Annotated in this window: 10 protein-coding genes, 1 rRNA gene, 1 pseudogene and 1 other annotated feature; of the genes and pseudogenes, 10 read left to right on the top strand and 2 right to left on the bottom strand. The window is 32.8% G+C overall.

Translation table 11 applies throughout. From position 1 onward, the window contains the following. The first annotated feature begins 8 nt into the window (after positions 1-8). Positions 9-125: ribosomal RNA gene (gene rrf / locus B9N53_RS06900) — 5S ribosomal RNA — on the top strand. Positions 126-1,556: 1,431 nt separating this feature from the next. Here the strand turns inward: rrf and B9N53_RS06895 are convergent. After that, positions 1,557-2,162: a hypothetical protein gene (locus tag B9N53_RS06895; RefSeq protein WP_094204273.1), complete on the bottom strand. Its 606-nt coding sequence runs from the start codon at positions 2,160-2,162 to the stop codon at positions 1,557-1,559. Between the two features lie 215 nt (positions 2,163-2,377). On the opposite strand from B9N53_RS06895, the gene B9N53_RS06890 reads away from it, so the two are divergent. The 5 genes and pseudogenes from B9N53_RS06890 (at position 2,378) to B9N53_RS06870 (ending at position 6,539) form a co-directional block, all read left to right on the top strand. Beyond that, entirely contained in the window at positions 2,378-4,306 is a 1,929-nt protein-coding gene (locus tag B9N53_RS06890) for an OPT family oligopeptide transporter (protein WP_094204272.1), read from the top strand. After that, on the top strand, positions 4,293-4,637 hold the full coding sequence (locus tag B9N53_RS06885) for a PqqD family protein (protein WP_094204271.1): 345 nt from the start codon (positions 4,293-4,295) through the stop codon (positions 4,635-4,637). Before B9N53_RS06890 ends, B9N53_RS06885 begins: the two co-directional genes overlap by 14 nt. A 219-nt stretch (positions 4,638-4,856) precedes the next feature. Continuing rightward, positions 4,857-5,069, top strand: a complete 213-nt coding sequence (locus B9N53_RS06880) for a helix-turn-helix domain-containing protein (RefSeq protein WP_008902116.1) — start codon at positions 4,857-4,859, stop codon at positions 5,067-5,069. A gap of 213 nt (positions 5,070-5,282) precedes the next feature. Further along, positions 5,283-5,900 (top strand): VanZ family protein, encoded by a 618-nt coding sequence (locus B9N53_RS06875; protein ID WP_094204270.1) that lies wholly within the window; start codon positions 5,283-5,285, stop codon positions 5,898-5,900. Between the two features lie 405 nt (positions 5,901-6,305). After that, positions 6,306-6,539: pseudogene (locus B9N53_RS06870) on the top strand (DUF3847 domain-containing protein). 747 nt (positions 6,540-7,286) lie between these two features. On the opposite strand, the gene B9N53_RS06865 reads toward B9N53_RS06870, so the two are convergent. Then, positions 7,287-7,976 (bottom strand): DUF554 domain-containing protein, encoded by a 690-nt coding sequence (locus B9N53_RS06865; RefSeq protein ID WP_094204269.1) that lies wholly within the window; start codon positions 7,974-7,976, stop codon positions 7,287-7,289. Positions 7,977-8,167: 191 nt separating this feature from the next. Between B9N53_RS06865 and B9N53_RS06860 the strand changes: the two genes are divergently transcribed. The 4 genes from B9N53_RS06860 (at position 8,168) to B9N53_RS06845 (ending at position 14,230) form a co-directional block, all read left to right on the top strand. Next, entirely contained in the window at positions 8,168-9,853 is a 1,686-nt protein-coding gene (locus tag B9N53_RS06860) for a hypothetical protein (RefSeq protein ID WP_094204268.1), read from the top strand. Between the two features lie 2 nt (positions 9,854-9,855). Then, a complete protein-coding gene (locus tag B9N53_RS06855; protein ID WP_094204267.1) occupies positions 9,856-10,461 on the top strand; it encodes an ABC transporter ATP-binding protein in 606 nt (201 codons plus the stop codon). Positions 10,462-10,628: 167 nt separating this feature from the next. Beyond that, positions 10,629-13,157, top strand: a complete 2,529-nt coding sequence (locus B9N53_RS06850) for a ribonucleoside-diphosphate reductase subunit alpha (RefSeq protein WP_094204266.1) — start codon at positions 10,629-10,631, stop codon at positions 13,155-13,157. Positions 13,158-13,162: 5 nt separating this feature from the next. Next, the gene (locus B9N53_RS06845; RefSeq protein WP_094204265.1) at positions 13,163-14,230 is read left to right on the top strand and encodes a hypothetical protein; all 1,068 of its coding nucleotides are present in this window, start codon (positions 13,163-13,165) and stop codon (positions 14,228-14,230) included. Between the two features lie 102 nt (positions 14,231-14,332). Further along, positions 14,333-14,593, top strand: a binding site (T-box leader). Positions 14,594-14,596: the final 3 nt, after the last annotated feature.

Here is a 14,596-nt window from a genome sequence, read left to right as displayed (position 1 = left end):
AGAATAAGTATGGTGATAAAAGCAAGAGGGATACACCTGTACCCATGCCGAACACAGAAGTTAAGCCTCTTAACGCCGATGGTACTACGATGGAAACGTCGTGGGAGAGTAGGTAGTCGCCAAACAATTAAGGTCTAACGTGATTTAATCCGTTAGATCTTTTTTATTTTAACCAAAGAACCTACGATTCCACCTGTGGGAGAGCTAGACCTAACAGAAATCTTTGATTTCGTCGTAGGTCTGGTGCAACCAGTTGCCACGAATCTTTGATTCGTAGGAACTGTCTGCTGTAGGTAGTCGCCAAACAATTAAGATCTAGTGATGACAATGTCCGCTAGGTCTTTTTTTGTGCGTTCTCTTAGCTACACAAATGTAGAAAACTATTCACACATTTCGCTAGATGAAAATTGCAAGACGCACAAGGGTAAGAACTATAGCAAACATCTCGCACGAATATCTAAACTACGAAAATAAATAAATTCTAAGCTTGTGAACCTAAAATTGTGAACTCGTGCTACGCACTCAAACAGCACAATTTTTTAACGGTTCACTTTGCTTGAATTTATGCTTATTTTTTCCGTATGATATTCTTAGCTTCGATCGTTTGCTTAAAGGTTTCGCGATCTTGGGAATTGCAGGATAAGGACAAAAAAATGGTGCAGAGGATTCGCTAGATGACAGTAGCGGGACGCACAAGGGTTAATACCATAGCAAACATCTCGCACGAATATCTTGGGAAAAATTTAATGTTCTCATTCGCTCAGCCTCACTTCAGAAATCTTCTTTTATGAAAAAGAAATGAAGATTTCATCGTTCGAAGCGTCGCTCATAAGATGCATTAAATTTTATATGATGATATTCTTAGCTTCGATCGTTTGCTCAAAGGTTTCGCGATGTTGGGAATTGCAGGACAAGAGCAAAAAAATGGTTCAGAGAGTTCGCTAGATGACAGTTGCAAGACACATAAGGGTTAGAACTATAGCAAACATCTCGCACGAATATCTGGACTACGAAAATAAATAAATTCTAAGCTTGTGAACCTAAAATTGTGAACTCGTGCTACGCACTCAAACAGCACAATTTTTTAACGGTTCACTTCGCATGAATTTATGTTTATTTTCTCCGTATGATATTCTTAGCTTCGATCGTTTGCTCAAAGGTTTCGTGGATTTTGGGGATTGCAGGACTAAGGCAAAAAATGGTGCAGAGGCTTCGCTAGATGACAGTTGACGGACACACAAGGGTAAGAACTATAGCAAACATCTCGCACGAATATCTTGGGTACAACTTAATGTTCTCACTCGCTCAGCCTCACTTCAAAAATCTTCTTTTTAATAAATATTAAGGAAGATTTCCTCGTTCGAAGCGTCGCTCATGAAAAACATTAAATTTTATATGGGGATATTCGTAAGTTTCGATTGTTTGCTTGAAGGTTTCGTTATATTGGGATTTGCTAGACCGAGATAAAAAATTATTCAATAAAATCACTAGACTAAAAAACAGGGATGTAAAAGGGCAAAATTATAGCCACTAGATTTCTAGTGGCTAGGTTTTTACTATTTTGCTTTGATTACAAGTTGTTGGTTTGGTCTTTGTAATTTTGCGTTTATGTCTTGTGGTAGGTCGATTTTTGCTTCTTTTCCTGCAGATTCTAAGTTTACTACGTATTTGATTACATCGTGTTCTTCTTGTTCTTCAACTTGTGCTGCTTTACCATTAACGTTGATTTTTGGTGCTTGTAAATTCAAGATTGTTTTTGCTTTTTCTGATGATTTTAAATCTTCTGGGATTTGTACGATGAAGTTTAATGTCTTAGGCATTTGTGCTACTTCAAGTGTTGTTTCTTTTGCTAACTCTTGATCATCAGCTGTTAATTTGTAAGCAATTGTATTTGCTAATACTTTTTGCAATTGTTCGTTGCTCATTTCAGCAGTTAGGTCGTTTACTAATACTTTTGAGCTGTAACCTTGTTCTTGTTCTTGAATTTTTGCGTTTAATTCTTTGATTTTGTTGTTAGCATCGTTTAAGTTTTCGATAGCGTATTTTTTATCTACTTCTACTTCTTTTAATTTTGCTTCTAGGTCTGAACCTTTTTGGTTAGAGCATGATGCTAATACAACCATTGATAATACTAATAATGCTGTTAAAAATTTCTTTTTCATAATTTCCTCCAATTAATTTATTCCAACTCTTTTATTATACTATTAATTTGAGAAAATTCAAACAATTTTACTATAAAAGTTCAGATTTTTATTTTTAAACTTCTAAATAATTATGTCTGAATTTAAGTGTAAAGCAGTAAATATTATTGACAAAATAAATTCAATTTGGTATAATGTAGAAGTAAATTTATATATATAAAAAGGAGGGTATATTTATGAGCAACAATAATAATGACTTTAAGCCTTTTATTTCGGCCGATAAGGTCTTGCCAGAGCTTACACCATTCTCTATTATTTTCGGTATTATCATGGCAATTGTATTTGGTGGAGCTAATGCATATTTAGGTCTTAGAGTTGGCTTGACAGTATCTGCGTCAATTCCTGCTGCAGTTATTTCAATGGGAGTTATCAGATTGATTTTCAAGAGGGATTCTATTTTGGAAAACAACATCGTTCAAACTATAGGTTCCGCAGGGGAATCAGTTGCCGCTGGTGCTATCTTTACAATGCCTGCATTATTTATTTGGATGAAGGAATGGAATGAACCAGCTCCATCATTAATCGAAATAGGGGTTATCACTCTTATTGGTGGTTTACTTGGGGTTTTATTCATGGTTCCATTGAGAAATGCTTTAATAGTTAAGGAACATGGGGTTATTCCATATCCAGAAGGAACTGCTTGTGCAGAAGTTTTATTAGCAGGTGAAGAAGGTGGATCCAAGGCTAAGCTTGTATTTAAGGGTTTAGGTTTAGCTGCTGTATACAAATTCTTTGCTGATGGTTTGAAGATTTTCCCATCTTCATTATCAAAAGAAATTACAGTTAAATCTTTCTCAGGTGCTGGTATCGGTATCGACCCACTTCCATCTTTGGTAGGTGTTGGTTATATTTGTGGTCCTAAGATTTCTGGATATATGCTTAGTGGTGCAACTTTAGGTTGGTTAGTTATTATGCCACTTATGAAATTATTCGGTGGAGACAACATAATCGGTGCTGCAGATAAGGCTATTTCTGCTATGACTGTAAAAGATATTTGGGGTACTTATTTAAGATATATCGGAGCTGGTGCTGTAGCTACTGGTGGTATTATATCTTTAATTAAATCATTACCACTTATTATCAGAACTTTCAGAGATGCTATGAAAGACTACAAATCACAAGGTTTGGGTACAGATTCAGTTCTTCGTACTGAAAAAGATTTGAGCATGAAGTTCATAGGAATTTCAATTCTTGCTATCGCAGTTGTAATGGCTGTTTTACCAATTATTCCAGTTGGACCTATTGGCTCAATTATTATCGTTATATTTGGTTTCTTCTTTGCAACTGTATCATCTCGTTTGGTTGGTCTTATTGGATCATCTAACAACCCAGTTTCTGGTATGACTATCGCTGCTTTATTGATAACTTCAATATTGATCAAAGCTATGGGAAATACTGGTCACGATGGTATGATGATGGCAATTTCAATTGGTACTGTAATCTGTGTTATCGCTGCTATTTCAGGGGATACTTCACAAGACTTAAAGACTGGTTTCTTGGTTGGAGCTACTCCATATAAACAACAAATCGGTGAATTAATTGGTGTTACTGTATCTGCGCTTGTAATCGGAGCTATTTTATGGTTATTAGATTCATCTTGGGGATATGGTTCAGAAGAACTTCCTGCACCACAAGGTATGTTGATGAAACTTATAATCGAAGGTGTAATGGGTGGATCACTTCCTTGGGGATTAGTTTTCGCAGGAGCATTCATTGCAGTTGTTGTTGAAATTTTAGGAATTCCAGTTTTACCATTTGCAGTAGGTTTGTATTTACCAATCAACACTTCTACAGCAATCATGACTGGTGGTTTAATCAGATTGTTTATCGACAAGAGAAAAGTTAAAAATGAAGAATTAAGAAAAGAACAAGAAGAAAATGGTGTATTGTTCACATCTGGATTTATCGCAGGTGAAGGTGTTGTAGGTATTTTACTTGCCGCATTTGCTATAATCAAAGTTGGCGACAAGACATTAGCTGAAGTTCTTGATTTATCTTCAAAATTCAACATTGGTACAATTGGATCAATCATAGTATTCTTGTTATTATTAGCAGTTTTAGTTAGAACTTGTATCAAGAACGTAAATACTAATGAAGCGAAATAAAAATTTTCTAGAATTTATTCCTGAGGTCAATGACAAGATTGAGTTTTATGAGAAAAATGATCTTGTGTACTTGAAAAAGAAACACAATCATATTTTTGATAAGATTGCTCAAAAGATGTTCTTTACGCCAAAAGAATCCAACATCAAGCTTGAAGGTTACGGCAGTGATGTTTTCAGAATGATTGATGGCAAAGCAAACATCATAGAGATTGGGAATAAATTAAAAGAACAATACGGAGATGAGGTAGAGCCTTTATATGAGAGACTATCTCAATTCATACAAATTTTATACAACAATGATATTGTTAAACTCAAAAAGAAGTCTGAATAAGGCTTCTTTTTTTATGGAGATTGCAGGACAATATACAAAATTGTGCTGAGTATTCGCTGTTCAACAGATTTGGAGCAGTTCCAAGTGGGACACACAAAAAAACAAGGACTATCTCAATAAATACTAACGCAAGCACAAGTATAAAATATGCTAAAGTGACTTATTAGCCTATTTATGATATAATATATCTTAACAATTAAACGGATAAGGGGTAATAATATGGCAATTTCTTATAAACCATTATGGCACTTATTGGTAGAAAGAGAAATGAACAAAGAAGACTTAAAAAGAGCTGCAAACATAACAAGCAACATAGTTTCAAGAATGAGCAAAAACTCTTATGTGAACTTAGAGTCACTAGAAAAGATTTGTTTGGCATTGGATTGCAGAATTGAAGATGTTATAGAAATTCATAGAAATGAGGTGGAATAAAATTGGGAAATTTATAATAAATTAGAAGAGATGAAATGCTTGAATACCTAAATCATCTAAAAAAATTTATACAGATGATGAAAGTAGGATTGTATTTGGCAAGATTGAAACAACCCTAACTGAGAAAAATATGGATTAGTTTGGGAGAACACGAAGAAGAAGTAAATAAAAGTAAAAGAGAAAAATTATGATTTTTTTGGGTGGAGGTAATTCATGGATTTTGAATTTATTATGTATCATTTTTTAAGTGGATGTATTCCTGTATTTTTAGCAGTAGCTATCTATTTTGCTATTTTATATGTAATTGAAAAAAAACAAACAAAAGGGCATATAATATTATCCTTTGTTTTCTGCTTTTATCTCACAGGGGTATTGGCGGCGACGGGTATTGCCATTAAAGGCTCATTTGCCCCAAGAATTGTTTATATTCCTTTTGTGGAAATGATTAGAGGACCAATAGAAACGTTTTTAAATGTAATTTTATTTATACCATTGGGATTTTTTCTACCATTTCTATATAAAAAATATAATAGATTAGCAAATATAGTTTTAGCTGGATTTCTTATATCCTTATCTATTGAATTTGTTCAGATGTTTGATATGGGAACAACAGATATAAATGACTTGATAGCAAACACTTTTGGTACATTTTTGGGATTTGGTATTTATAAATCATTTAACAAAGCTGTTCCAAAATCTTGGATTAATCAGACTCAAGTTGATGGTTTTCAATGCTATTATGAACTGTTATTTTTTTGGATAGGCTCATTAGTAATAATGCTCACTGTTCAGAGATATATTTTCAACATATTATTTGCTGCAAAGTTTTAATTAGTGGTTAGATGTTGGAGAGGTAATAACAACTACTAAAACATTCTTAAAACACTTACTATTTAATAAATTTTACCGCGGCTAATGAAATATGGGGACTTAACATAAAGTCTGAAGAAGTCCTTAAAAAAAGTAAGACCAATGACTGATCTGAACCCCGAAATCCGGAATAAGGATGGAGGGGTTTTTTGATATGGGTATCTATTTTCCTAGGGATAAAATCTTTAGAGATACCTGTAGGAATAGTTCTATTCATATACTATTTATTATGTATTGTTGACATTCACATGAACAAAAATAATAGGTGATATAATCGATAAATCATAGGGCTAGTATTAATCAAGCTTTTTATACAGAGATAACAAGGAGGTTATCTCTTTTTTATTTTTAAGAAAGGAGTTTTATGTGAAAAAACTAGAACAAATAAGACAAGAATCAAAAAAAATAAAAGATAAAATTGACGATATAGAATAGAGATTAAGGCAACTAAAAAATCAAGAAAATAAGATATTAAAACAAGACATAGAAAAAAGAAGAAAAGAAAGAACTCATAGGCTAATAACAAGAGGAGCAATCTTAGAAAGCCTTATAGAAAACGCAGAAGAACTAACAGATGAAGAAATAAAAATCCTATTATAAGAAGTAACAAAGACAAAAGAATTTAAAGAAACACTAAAAATAATGAGAGAAAATTAAGAAATTAAAAAATATAAAACATATAAAGAGCATAAAACTAATACAAAAATTGAGATAGTCTTCTTGGAAAAACTTACGGGGAATGAAAATGGACACAAAAAAAATAAGAGTCATTTTCCATCTTCTGAAACAACTCTTATTTTCCGAGCAAACTGCACTTAAACTGAAATTTTGGTTCGATCATTTCCTTATCCACTCCTTAATAGTAATCTATTAGATAAACTTGCTTTTCAAGATATAACGAATCAATCTTTAAATCTTTAATTAACTAAAGTTTTCGATACTTAGGATAAAATTTTAAATTTTAATGTTTTAAGTTTAAATGTTTAAAGGCTCTAGTTTTATTTGTCTTCAAATAAAACGGGTAGTATTCCTGCGTTTTTTGTTTATATATCCTTTTCATCGGAATCAATAAACTAAAGTAACAGTTGTGCTCTACAATTTAGATATCTTTTATTGTAGTATATATATACCCACTGAAAAATGTTTTAAACACTTTTTTGAAGTTTTTTTGAAAAATATTAAAAAATTTTTGAAAAAAATTGATTTTGTTTGAAATTTCTTGAAATGAGGTATAATAAAAAAAACACATGATTTAAAATCATGCGCCATATAAGAAAGGAGTAAGGGGAGTCAACTCTGGAAAATTTTGAAGGCATGAGAGTTTTCCCCTCTAACTTGTTAACTAATTTAGATGTGAAGTAATTGTTTGATGATGAACCAAAATATTGGAATGAATATTGCTGGAATGTAATCCATGATTTTGAATTTTTTGATTTCTAGCATATCTATACCAAGTAGAACTATCAACAATGATCCTACTACTGAAATGTTATCAATTACTTCTGGTACTAAGACTTTGCTTAGTGATGTTGATAATAAGAATATTAGTGTGTTCATCACAAGTCCTACAACGCCGGACAGTGCTACTGTGAATCCGTATGTTGCTGAGAACAAAAATGTTGTGATTGCATCTAATATTATTTTAAATTGCATTATGTCGGCGGATCCACTTAATCCTAAATTCAATGGAGCAAGGATTGCCAACGACCCGATATTTTGTAGCATTATTAATGCAATGGCGCCTTTCATGGACGAGCCAGATGAGTCTGGAACTTTGTTTTGCAAATACTCTACAAGGTTGGCTAATTTCTTGTCCAAATCAAGACCGTTACCTATTATAGCACCGATAACTAAGGAAATCAACATAAAAATAAAATTATTTGTTTTGATACTTCCTTGGATTCCCATTATTAATATACAAACGGCGACAACGTCCATTATACTTTTTATTAGTTTTTTTGGCAGGAAAGATTTTAAAAGTCTTCCCAAAAAGGCTGCAACTGCAACCGCTACAACATTTATTAATATGTAAAACATCATAATCCTCCACGAAATATAATAATATATTTTATTCAATTTGTAAAGTAATAATTTTAATAATTAACAATGTAATATTTGAAAGTGGTAAAAATATGTAAATATAATATCACAATTAAATAATCTGCATAAAAGCTACATATTAAATGAGTAAAAATATATCAATAATTTGTAAAATTTAGGGGTTCGATATGAACGAAAAAATCGAATTAATCAAAAATAAAGAGATAAATTTCCTCAAAGAACTGGACAATTCTGTCATTAGATTCAAGCACAGTCTTCCTCATCACAATGACAGTTTGTTGAATAAGGTTCTTATGGAAAAATTCATAGCTCAGTCTAAGATTGATTTTTATGAGGAGTATAGGAGCGAATCTTCTCAATATAATTACATATACACTAAGAATAAACTTGTAGAAGAAAGATGTGATGAGATTATTCAGATTTTCCAAGATATGGAAAATGATATGAGTTTTTTGGATGATGCTATCAAGAATTCTGGAGATATCGAAAGAGGGTTTAATTTTAGGTTTTATTTGAAGAAAATTATCGAAAGTTATAGATTTTCACGCGATAATTCAAAAGACACGGATAAAAAAAACAAAAGAGCTCATCTGAAATCTAAGAATAAAAGGGAGTTTATAATCAGTGAATATTCCAAGGATAGTGTGTATTTGTACAGTGTGAAGAGAAGTTTGAACCAAGTGTACAAGAAGAGAATAAATACTGAGGTTAACAAGCTTAGGCGTGATTTATACGATTTGAGAAAAAATATGAAGGTCGATCCAGAAGATTACGACACAAAATTCAGAGCTTTGTATTTAATTCCTGGGGTGGGGCAACTTCAGTTCAATCAACTTTACAAGTTTTTGATTATGATTGCGATATTTTTGGTAAGTGTGTTCATTCTCATTGGAGATACACATATCGATAAATTGGATGAGTTTATGATTGGTATATTGGTGATTTTGGAGATTATCAACATAGTAAATTACAAAAAAATCGTGAGGGATATTAATAAAGGAATTCGTCCAAATAATTTTAGAGAGTCGATTATTAACATTAAATTAAAGGTTAAAAGATTTTTCATTAATAATATTAAACTTATTTACTGGGTACTGTGTGGAATAGTTGCCGCTTTTAATATTTTTATTGTGATTGCAACTGTTTTGGGAGAGGATTTGACTTTTGTGCTGAAAAATTACGACAGATTTTACGTTCAGTTTGATATGAAGATATTGTATGCGTGTGCTCTGCTTAGTGTGATGGTGTTTTCAATTGCAGAGATAGTATCGTTGATTGTGTGGAGGATTTTCTCAAGAGTTGACAAGGAATTGAATCTTTTTATGTGCATATTGTCAATTGCATCTCTTTTTGTATTGCTGATGTTTCCAAATGATTATGTGTTTATGAAGTTATTTGGGATTTTCGACCAATACGTACTTCACGACCAAAGTTTGATGCTTATTTTCTGGTTGACTTTTTGGTTACTTACAGGTGCAGTAACAGCTTACAATGTATATTCAATGCAAAAGATTGGGTTTTTCTCTAACAATATCAATTATTTGATGCACAACGATGATATGAATAAGTTTGACTACTACAGATGGGTTGTGTTCCCGATTTATTCTAATAAGGTTAATTTGATTACTATTTTGTTGAATTTCATGGCGTTTTATGTGATGTTTTGTTTCACTGGTGTGTATTTTTCTCATATGGTAGATATTTACAATGAGGGCGCTATGGATATTCTCATATTTTTTGTACGAAAGCTTAACAGTAATTATTATTACTTGATAGGTTTCATAATTGTGGCGATATTTTCGGTTGTTAATTTGTGTTGGGATATTATCACTAAGATTAGGGTTAGAAGGTAGTTATGAATATTGAATTTGAAAATTATAGTACGAATTATTTTGAAAATTTGACCGGAAAAATCACGCAGAATTGTCAGATTTTTTCAAACAAAATAACTTTGGACAAGTTCATAGCTGTGCTGATGAATGTAAAATACGCCAATGGCAAGATGCTGATAGATGGAAAGATTTCTAACAATGTGATATCGAAGTATCGTGGATTTTATGTTGTGGATGAGTTTATGTTGTATGAGCATTTGAATGTGTACGATAATTTGTCATTGGTGTTGCGTTCAACGAAGATGAGTCCTGTGACAATTTACAGAAAGATTGAGAGCTTGAATGAAAGTTTGGATGTGGATTTGGATAACAAATTAAAAGAATGTGATGCTGATACTATCATCAAACTTTTTTATGCGAAGGTTGTACTTTCTGATAGTCATTTTGTGATTATCAAAAATTACAATAATTACACAAAAATTTTTTCCAAGAAAAATTTAAAAAAACTAACTGAAATGTTTGATGAGAAAAAAATAAACTACATTATTTTATGCGAAAAGAAGAAAAAATTAGTCGATGATTTGCCGATTTTGAAGCTTGGAAAGAGTAGTATTTCTGTTGTAAAATGAGTTGAACATTTTATTAAAATTATATATTTTTAGCTTTTTGAAAAATTTTTATTCTATATTTTCAGTGTTATTTCCGATCGATTTGTGGTAATATTTAATAGGAATAAATACTATAAATTGTAGTTGGGTTTTAGTAATCCACTATATACGCGATAAAGGGAGTAATAATGGAAATAAAAAAGAGAGATGGCAATATTGTCGATTTTGATAGGTCGAAGATAAAATTAGCCATGAAAAAAGCTTATGCTTCTGTGGGAATTTACGCAGAGGAAAATGAACTGGAAGCTATGGCGCAAGAAATTGAAAACACTATTGTGAACAAGTATCCTAAAAATCATGTGGTTACTGTTGAAGAAATCCAAGATTTGGTGGAATTAACTTTGATTGATCACGGACAATACAAGGTTGTAAAATCTTTTATTTTGTATCGTGCAAAACACACTACAGACAGAAAGGTTATCCAAGAGTTCGAAAGATTTATCACAGATGAAGATGTCATCGAAATCATTAGATATATTCAAGAACACTACGATTCTACTAGGTATTCGATAGAGAATTTGTATTTGAAGTTTGAATCATTTGTTAAGCCTAATTTGTCACAATATGATATGGTGAATTTATTGTCCAAGGCTTCTGGTGAATTGGTTAGCAAGGAAGCTCCAAATTGGGAATATATTGCATCTTTGTTTATGAATTACAATTTGAAACAAAATATTAAGAAGTTAGAAATCCAATACGATCTTCAAGATTTTAAATCTAAGATTAAGTTTTTGGATGAGAGAGGATTGTACGGCTCATACATCAGAGAAGTGTACACTGATGATGATATTGACGAATTGGAAAAATACATCGACGACGACAGGGATAAGTTATTCACTTTCAGTGCTTTGGATTTGATTATCAAAAGATATTTGATTAAAACTCATGACAACAGAGTTATGGAATCTGCACAAGAAATGTTCATGGGAATTGCGATGCATTTGGCACTTAAAGAAAAGGATAGAATTCATTGGGCAAAGAAGATTTACGATAATTTGTCCACATTAAAAGTGACTGTGGCAACTCCTACAATGAGTAATGCCAGAAAACCATTCAATCAATTGTCCAGTTGTTTCATAGACACTGTTCCTGATACTTTGGAAGGAATTTACCGTTCGATAAATAATTTCGCACAAGTTTCTAAGCATGGTGGCGGAATGGGATTGTATTTTGGAAAAGTTCGTGCAAATGGATCCGATATTCGTGGATTCCAAGGCGTTGCAGGTGGAGTTATCAGATGGATTAAACTTGCAAATGATACAGCTGTTGCAGTGGATCAATTGGGAGTGCGCCAAGGTTCTGTAGCTGTGTACTTGGATGTATGGCACAAGGATATATTGGAATTTTTGCAACTTAGAACAAACAATGGTGATGACAGAATGAAAGCACACGATGTGTTCCCTTCTGTTTGCTATCCTGATTTGTTCTGGAAGATGGTTCGTGACGATATCGACGGAACTTGGTATATGTTCGACCCACACGAAATCTCTGTGAAAAAAGGATACAACTTGGAGGATTATTACGGAGACGAATGGGAAAAAAGATACAACGAATGTGTGCTTGACGAAAGTATTTCCAGACGTAGCATAAAAGTAAAAGATTTGGTTAGACTTATCATAAAATCCTGGACAGAAACAGGAACTCCATTCACATTCAACCGTGATACTGTAAACAGAATGAATCCAAACAAACACAAAGGAATGATTTATTCTTCTAATTTGTGTACAGAAATTATGCAAAATATGAGCGAAATTCATTCTATAAGTGAAACTATCGAAACAGAAGACGGAGACGATATTATCGTTACGAAAACAAAACCGGGAGATTTTGTTGTGTGTAATCTTGCTTCTCTTGTTTTGGGAAATATCGACGTGAACAATGATGAAGAATTAGAGGAAGTTGTGGAAACAGCAGTTAGAGGATTGGACAATGTTATTGATTTGAACTTCTATCCATTGGAATACGCAAAGTACACTAACAAAAAATACCGTCCAATCGGACTTGGAACAAGTGGTTATCATCACTGTTTGGTAAAAAATAATATTATGTATTCAGATGTTGAAAAGCATTTGGAATTTGCAGATAAATTGTACGAAAAAATCAACTACTACGCTATCAAAGCAAGTAATAAAATCGCCAAGGAAAAGGGATCTTACGAATATTTTGAAGGTTCTGATTGGGAAAATGGTGAATATTTCAAATTAAGAGATTACAATTCTGAAAAATGGAACGAATTGTACCACGATATCAAGAAAAATGGAATGAGAAATGGTTACTTGATGGCAGTGGCACCAACTGGTTCAACTTCTATAATCGCAGGAACTACTGCAGCAGTGGATCCGGTTATGAGCAGATATTTCCTTGAAGAAAAGAAAGGTACAATTGTCCCACGTGTTGCACCAGGACTTAGTCCACAAACATTCTGGTTGTACGAAAATGCGCACGAATTGGATCAAAATATAACTGTAGATGCGACAAGTATAAGACAACGCCACATCGACCAAGGACAATCGGTCAATATTTATATCACGACTGATTACACGATGAGAACAATATTGAACATATACATCAGAGCTTGGGAAAAAGGAATCAAATCCATCTATTATGTTAGAAGTAAATCATTAGAAGTGGAGGACTGCGATAGCTGCAGTGCATAATTTTTATGAAAAAATTATTATCAGTGATGTTGAGCTTGGCGCTTGTACTTGGAGTTACAGGTTGTAACAAAAAACAAGAAAAAGTGGAAGAAAAACCACCCGTAGAGCAAGTTCAACCAAAAGACGATTTGAATGGCAAAAAGCCAAGTGAGATTGATTCGTCGATAAATTACGATGAATACGTGGATACGAAGGACAAATTAATCAAAGTTATCAAAAAATTACACGAAACTCGTGGCAAAGAAGAGATAGTGTTCTTGGGAAATGACAAATCGCAAGTCGAAAATTTTATGAATGAATACGACAAGAACGACAAGAAAACTGCCGAAGATAATTTAGTGGTTGGAGATATGAAATTTGTGAAGGATTCTTCCATCGGAAAGCCGATTTTCTCCATGAAATTAAAATCGGTGTTGAACGAAGATTTCAGAGATGAACCTTATAGCTTGGAGTTCACTTACAAATACATCGACAAACTAAACGAATTATCAGAAAAAGTTAAAGGCAAGGATGATTTTGAAACGGTGAAAAATTTGGCGAAAGTTTTGATTGACGATTACAGATACGATCCACAACTTTCATCGACATTTGGTTGTGATTTGTTGTTGAACAAAGAGGGAACTTGCAATTCGTTCAGCGAACTTGCCAATGATGTGCTAAATAATTGCGGAATTTATTCTGAAATTTGGTGGGTAGATTCATTGCCTGACGATGAATTGGACAAAAATTCCAATCCATATCGTAACCATTCGATTGACAGAGCAAGATTAAATGGCAAGATGTATTTCTTGGATTTTACTCACTCTACGATTTCACACAAGAACGCAAAAGACTACGGATTTGAAAACAGACCGAAACTTATAATGGAGAAATTACCAGAAGTAGAACGTGGCAAAAACCAACTATACACTGGATATTCAAAAGTTCGTGAACCGATTTTGGTTAACAAAGGATTCTGCGATGGACACTACAGCATAGACAACCCTTACGCAAAGTATTCTGACTTGGGATTGGGCTGGACAACATACGATAAATTATTGGATAATTTACACAAAAATCCATACTTTAAGTAGTGGAAAATAATGTTTGTAAAAATTTTTTTCAAAATAATTTCAAAAAAAGCTTGACAAAAGATTTTTGAGCGTGTATTATATATCCATAAGCTAAATGAATAAACATTAACGTTGATAAGAAGAGTATGCAACGAATGCTTTTACAGAGAGTCTCAGTTTGGTGGAATGAGATAAAGAATAGTTGTTGAAAATGGTCTTGGAGTTAGAAAAGTCGAATAGCATTTGCTTTTAAACTTTTCCGGTTGCATCCGATATCTTGTGCTAGGTATGAATACGTACTGAACAATGAGAAAATGCATATTTGTATATTTGTATATATGTATTTAAAAATAAGGTGGTAACGCGGATATATTCGCCCTTATGTGA

It is taken from the genome of Finegoldia magna (assembly GCF_002243175.1).
Lineage (GTDB): Bacteria > Bacillota > Clostridia > Tissierellales > Peptoniphilaceae > Finegoldia > Finegoldia magna_J.
The sequence above is the reverse complement of the archived record's forward strand: the minus strand, read 5'-3'. Positions and strand labels throughout refer to the sequence as shown.

Excerpts from the sequence above, each read along its gene's own strand:
- B9N53_RS06885 (WP_094204271.1), top strand. The coding sequence starts at position 4,293 with ATGAAGCGAAATAAAAATTTTCTAGAATTTATTCCTGAGGTCAATGAC.
- B9N53_RS06875 (WP_094204270.1), top strand. The coding sequence starts at position 5,283 with ATGGATTTTGAATTTATTATGTATCATTTTTTAAGTGGATGTATTCCT.
- B9N53_RS06845 (WP_094204265.1), top strand. The coding sequence starts at position 13,163 with ATGAAAAAATTATTATCAGTGATGTTGAGCTTGGCGCTTGTACTTGGA.
- B9N53_RS06865 (WP_094204269.1), bottom strand. The coding sequence starts at position 7,976 with ATGTTTTACATATTAATAAATGTTGTAGCGGTTGCAGTTGCAGCCTTT.
- B9N53_RS06855 (WP_094204267.1), top strand. The coding sequence starts at position 9,856 with ATGAATATTGAATTTGAAAATTATAGTACGAATTATTTTGAAAATTTG.
- B9N53_RS06860 (WP_094204268.1), top strand. The coding sequence starts at position 8,168 with ATGAACGAAAAAATCGAATTAATCAAAAATAAAGAGATAAATTTCCTC.
- B9N53_RS06880 (WP_008902116.1), top strand. The coding sequence starts at position 4,857 with ATGGCAATTTCTTATAAACCATTATGGCACTTATTGGTAGAAAGAGAA.
- B9N53_RS06850 (WP_094204266.1), top strand. The coding sequence starts at position 10,629 with ATGGAAATAAAAAAGAGAGATGGCAATATTGTCGATTTTGATAGGTCG.
- B9N53_RS06895 (WP_094204273.1), bottom strand. The coding sequence starts at position 2,162 with ATGAAAAAGAAATTTTTAACAGCATTATTAGTATTATCAATGGTTGTA.
- B9N53_RS06890 (WP_094204272.1), top strand. The coding sequence starts at position 2,378 with ATGAGCAACAATAATAATGACTTTAAGCCTTTTATTTCGGCCGATAAG.